This is a genomic window from Polaribacter litoreus (assembly GCF_054584775.1).
Window position 1 is genome coordinate 1 of the sequence record NZ_JBTLRD010000037.1, and the last position, 5184, is coordinate 5184.

Genomic DNA, 5184 nt, shown 5'->3' on the forward strand with positions numbered 1-5184 from the left:
ATTTTTTAAAATTCGCGAGAGAGTGTTCAGCATTTTTTTCCTGCGTTTAGATTTTCCTGAGCAATAAAACATAACGTGTTTGTGTATGATTTCGTTGCGTGTTTAAGCAACTAATTTAGCAAATAAATCACAGATAGAAAGTCCGCGAGGACTTTCGTAAGTAAGCTATTACCAGCAATGAATTATACACGGTGTTACCCAACGTTTTTATTCCACAACTTCTTGTTTTTCTTGTGTTTATATTCATAAATTTTAAATCGTATTTTCCCTAAAAAACTATTCCATTCGTGGCGAATTCCACCTAATTCCCAATTCACATCAAATTTTTCGTTGTCATTTTTCCGATAATGTGGAAGTCCGATTTTACAATGTAACATTGGATTATTTTCTTTTACAGTTTCATAAAAGTCAGATTCAAGTGATGATTTCGGATAGTATTGAATTTCAATTATTGTACTTTCCTTTTTGCTTTTATATATGTACAAGTTTATATCGTACAGATTTTCGTAAATGTCTTTTAATTCAGCCGTTATTTGCTCAAGCGATTTTGGTTTTTTCTTTTCGTTTGCTTTTTTACGTTCAATTCGTTTGTCAAAAAAATTCCGCTCGTCATTTATTATTTCCGAAATTATGTAACTCGTATTATCTGAAATTTTATTCCAACAAGAATTTCTCCCCATTTCTAATAGGGAAGAAGTGGCTTCTTTTAAATTCAGTTCGAGGTTATTTTTCGTGACGGTTTTCAAATGTTGGGTAACGTGTTTGTATATGGTTTGTTGCGTGGTTTAAGCAACTATTTTAGTAAATAATTACCGACCAAGAAAGTCCGCGAGGACTTTCGTAAGTAGGCTAGAAGCCAGCAATAAATTATATACGGTGTTGGCAACTGGCTTTTCTATGTTAAGTTCAATTTTTCAAATAAAACTCTATTTCTTTCATTTGAATCTTTCAGGATTTTGTCAAAACTCATTATTTCTACATACATATTGTAATTGTCGTTAAAAAAGAAATATCCATCTCCACTTGGTAAAAGTTTATATCCTGCATCTGTCGCATTTGCTTTAAGTTTTTTGGTTAAATCACAAACTATATAGGCGTAAATAGGTGTGTTTTGTCTCAAATCAAATTCACGTTTATCTTTGTCTTTAGCAATGCCATTAATTACTTCTCTCGCATAACGATTTACTTGTGTAATTGGATTTTCTTTTTCTGAATAATCGTCTCTCATTGGTCGTTTAAATTCGACAATGACTATTGATTCATATGGTTTTTCATCGTTAGCGAATGCAAAAGGTTTATTGAAAATTAATAAATCCGGTCTTTCGTTAGATTCAGATTTCATACCCTTAACTTTTTTAAACTTTTTATCAGAAGCCAAATATTTATGATAAGAAAGTTTCTCGTCTATCATCCATAAATTATGGTCTTCAAAACCTATATCGTCAGATAAAGTTTGTAAAGGGAAAATTAAACTGTGAACTGCTTTTTCAGGTGCTCTTTCTTTTAAAAATTTGGCAAAAAGGTCTAAAACTAACTTTCTATGAATTACATATTCTGATAATTTTGAATTTCCAACTTCAATAATTTTCGCATATAATTCTTGATGTGATTCGGAAAACTCAGCTTTGTCTTCGTCACTTTCTATGAAACGTAATATTTCTTTTGCTTCTTGTTTAACTTCTAATTCGAGTGTTTGTTGAATTTTAAAAAGTTCTAATTCCATTTTCTCTTCATTTAGAGTAGAAGGAATTTTTTTGATTTGATTTGGTTTGTATTTTAGAAGTTGCTTGTATCTTGGATGTTGAGAAACAAACTCTTTAACTTTTGTAAATCGAGTTTGAGAAAGTTTTTCTATTTGGTCTTCAAATTCATTATGAATCATAGAGGTTATTTCCTGTCGTAATTCTTGTTGTGAAGTTTGGTCAGGAAATTGAACTTCTCCTTTAGCAAATGCGATAGATGTTCTTTCATCGTTAACATTATTATCTAAATAGTCTCCTTCGACATAAACAGAAATTGAAAAAGGATTTCCTTCTTTGTCAAAAAGGAAATTATCCATTTCAGGAATGTCGGTTGAAATTTTATCGAATGTTACTTCTCTTGTGTTTGCACAGTAATGTATTTTGTTATCAACTTTATTACTGTAAAGTTTTACAATACTTAATTTAAAATCATTGTCTCTTACTTTGATGTTTTTGCTTTTTACTTGTCCTTTAGTAAATAGTTTAAAAAGGTCGTTAACAACGATTTGCTTGTCTAAATCATTTATTAAGATTCTCGGACAATTCTCATTTAAAAAATACACAAAAGCGTGTTCAATTATTTTTAGTGCAATATCTTCAGGATTATTATTACACCATTTTCTATAATCCTTTTTTAAACCTCTCAAAGCTACAATTGTGTACCTTTCTTGTGTAGTGTTTACTTCATTTAAACTGTGATTTTCAATTCCTTTTTTTGTTGGCTCAAATTGAAATTTCCTTAAATTCCAATGTCCATTTTCTTTAAATCTACTTTCGATTTCAGCTTTTCGAAATGCTCTTAACCAAGTAAAACGTCCAATTCCTTTTCCGCCTTTTCCATATTTATATGTAGAGTGAGCATAATTGAAAGAGTCATAATTATCTTCATTAAATCCGATTCCATTATCTTTTATAATAAAATCAATTATTTCAGGTAGAACCTCTTTTTCGGTAAGTTCTAATTCTTTTTGAGTTGAACGAACTATATCAATTTCAATAATTCCAGTTTTAGTAGAACTATCTTCTTCTATAGCTTGTATAGAATTAACAATTGCTTCAAATAAAGGAAGTAGAGTATTGCTGTAAGCAAGTCTTTTTTCGTTTATTTTTCCTTTAATGTCTATTTGCATTTTTTTTTCGTTTCAGATTGGTTTTAGCTTGTTGCCAACGTCTAAGTATATAAAATTTAATGTGTTAGATATTACATACTATTCAATTTATTATTAATTAAACAGATACGCAATGAGTAAAGGTAAAACAAAAAGTAATTATTTTTTATATACATTGTTAGCAACCGTTTTTTATTCCGATATTATATGAAAAAAGAGTTTATAATTAATGGTTCAGATATAAAAGGAGTTCTTAATCAGACATTAAATCGTTCAAAAGATTCATATAATTTTCGGTCGATTCTTCAAGAGCCAAAGAATTCAATTTTTTCGATATTTTGTCAACCGATTCGTTTAATTCCTGTCCTGTTTTTCCTTTTAGTGTTTCAAGTGTTTTTATCTGTAATTCTAATAGTATTTTTATATAATTCTTAGTTAGTATGGTTTCGGATATAGATGTAGTTAATAGTTTACTTAGTTTTACTTGAAATTCAGGGTTATTCAATAAGTTTTCAATTTTCATAATTTAATTTTTTAAGTTGATTCCAAAATATAATTTAATTAAATACACTATTAATATTACCAATAAAGTAGATATTAATTTATTTTCAGACAATAGTTTCCAAATGTTTGTTGTTAAGTTTATATACCAAGGTTTATATTTATTTGCGTTATTTTTATTTGTTTCTTGGTTAATTGAGAAAACTAAATCTTGATTTTCAATTTTATCTAAAAATATAATTCCGTTTATTTCAATTTTTGCTTGTAATGTATCATCTTTATACGTGCTTATTCCATATATATATAAAGAGGGAATATAGCGGATATATATTGTTGAGGTAATTTTGATAATGACCTTAATTTACTTTCAAGTAATTTCCTGTCTTGAATAAAATTTCTCATATCTATAAAATCTCCATTATCATTATCTTTCAAATGTTTCAATATTTTATATTCTAAAGTATTTTTCATTCCTTTTATTTACACAGTTTGGTAATGGTTGCTAACGTTGTTGTATATGGTTTGTTGCGTGTTTTAAGCAACTAATTTAGTAAATAATTACGGACAAAGAAAGTCCGCGAGGACTTTCGTAAGTAGGCAAGAAGCGAGCAATAAATTATATACGGTGTTCTATGCAGTTTTTTCTATATTTCATTCATTATTCTCGTTAAAATCATTGAAAATATGTCAACATTATCTTTAAATTCTAAAAATGGACTTTTTCCTGTTTCTTTTTGGATATCAATTCCATTTCTGTAAGGTGCAATATTCAGTATTTTATTTATTCTTATTGTTTTGTTTCCTCTTGAACCCATAAAAATCAAACGTTTATTAGTTAAATAAATAGTTCCATTATCAATCACTTGCCAAACATCATCTGAAACTGTTTTGGCAGAGAAACTTCCCATTCTATAATAAACACCTTTGGCGATTTTCACTCTTGCAGTAACTCCACCATAATTGACTCGTTTCGTAACTCGTCTTTGTTCTTTCCAATTTACAGATGTCATAAAATATAAACTTTCACTTTTTTGAATATTTATTGGTGGATTATTATAAACAGGTATTTCTCCGTTTTCAATTAGCCAATAAAGTCTATAAAGGTCAAGATTTTCTTTTGTTCTGTTGTTTAATTTAGGTTCAATTCCGAGACTTAATGAAATTTCATTCATTTTTTCAAATTCTTCATCACTTAACCTTTTGTCGGATATTGCATTATTAATAAAGTCTTTTAATATTTCTTCGGAATTTGTTTTTAAAATATCTTCAGCAACATTGTCTTTAATTAAAAGATTCTTTTTTAATAATTCTAAATTTTCTTTTTCATTATTTGTTAATTCTCCGTCTAAAACAGCTTTTTTAACTTCTTGTTCATATATTTTCTTTGTTTCAAAACCTAAAACTTGCTTAATTTCTAATTCTGTTAAATGAAGTAGTTCTTTAAGATGAAAGAAAGTTTTGATTTCTTCTTTATCTAATATATTGTCCTCAAGACTATGAAGAACATATTTTCTAAATAAGTCAATTCGTAAGTTCTTAAATTTTTTATTTAAGTTTAATTTATACTTTTCTGATATTTCTTGTATTTGTTCTAAACTTACTTTAGTTAAGTCATTTTGATTCTCTACAAAAAGATTATTTATTTCAACAAGGGCGTTTTCTTTCGGTGTTCTTTTTAGTAATTTTCCGATTAAAGAAGGTTTCTTATTTTCTCTTATTTTGAATATGTTCATAGGTTTCTTTTAAATTGCATAGAACGTTTATGTGTATTAAAAGTTGCGATTTTGTGCCATCGTTATTTTCCGAAGGAAAATATAAGATTGCAAAAAAAG

4 protein-coding genes are annotated in these 5184 nt (G+C 27.8%); all 4 read right to left on the reverse strand.

The features are described from left to right. Positions 1–194 precede the first annotated feature (194 nt). A complete protein-coding gene (locus ACW9UN_RS16685; RefSeq protein ID WP_459487501.1) occupies positions 195–746 on the reverse strand; it encodes a hypothetical protein in 552 nt (183 codons plus the stop codon). A 149-nt stretch (positions 747–895) separates the two neighbouring features. Then, positions 896–2872 (reverse strand): hypothetical protein, encoded by a 1977-nt coding sequence (locus ACW9UN_RS16690; RefSeq protein WP_459487502.1) that lies wholly within the window; start codon positions 2870–2872, stop codon positions 896–898. A 232-nt stretch (positions 2873–3104) separates the two neighbouring features. Beyond that, positions 3105–3374: a hypothetical protein gene (locus ACW9UN_RS16695; protein WP_459487503.1), complete on the reverse strand. Its 270-nt coding sequence runs from the start codon at positions 3372–3374 to the stop codon at positions 3105–3107. A 622-nt stretch (positions 3375–3996) separates the two neighbouring features. After that, entirely contained in the window at positions 3997–5085 is a 1089-nt protein-coding gene (locus ACW9UN_RS16700) for a hypothetical protein (RefSeq protein ID WP_459487504.1), read from the reverse strand. Positions 5086–5184 lie beyond the last annotated feature (99 nt).

Bases quoted from the DNA above. Each gene is read 5' to 3' on its own strand.
- ACW9UN_RS16690 (WP_459487502.1), bottom strand. From the start codon at position 2,872: ATGCAAATAGACATTAAAGGAAAAATAAACGAAAAAAGACTTGCTTAC.
- ACW9UN_RS16695 (WP_459487503.1), bottom strand. From the start codon at position 3,374: ATGAAAATTGAAAACTTATTGAATAACCCTGAATTTCAAGTAAAACTA.
- ACW9UN_RS16700 (WP_459487504.1), bottom strand. From the start codon at position 5,085: ATGAACATATTCAAAATAAGAGAAAATAAGAAACCTTCTTTAATCGGA.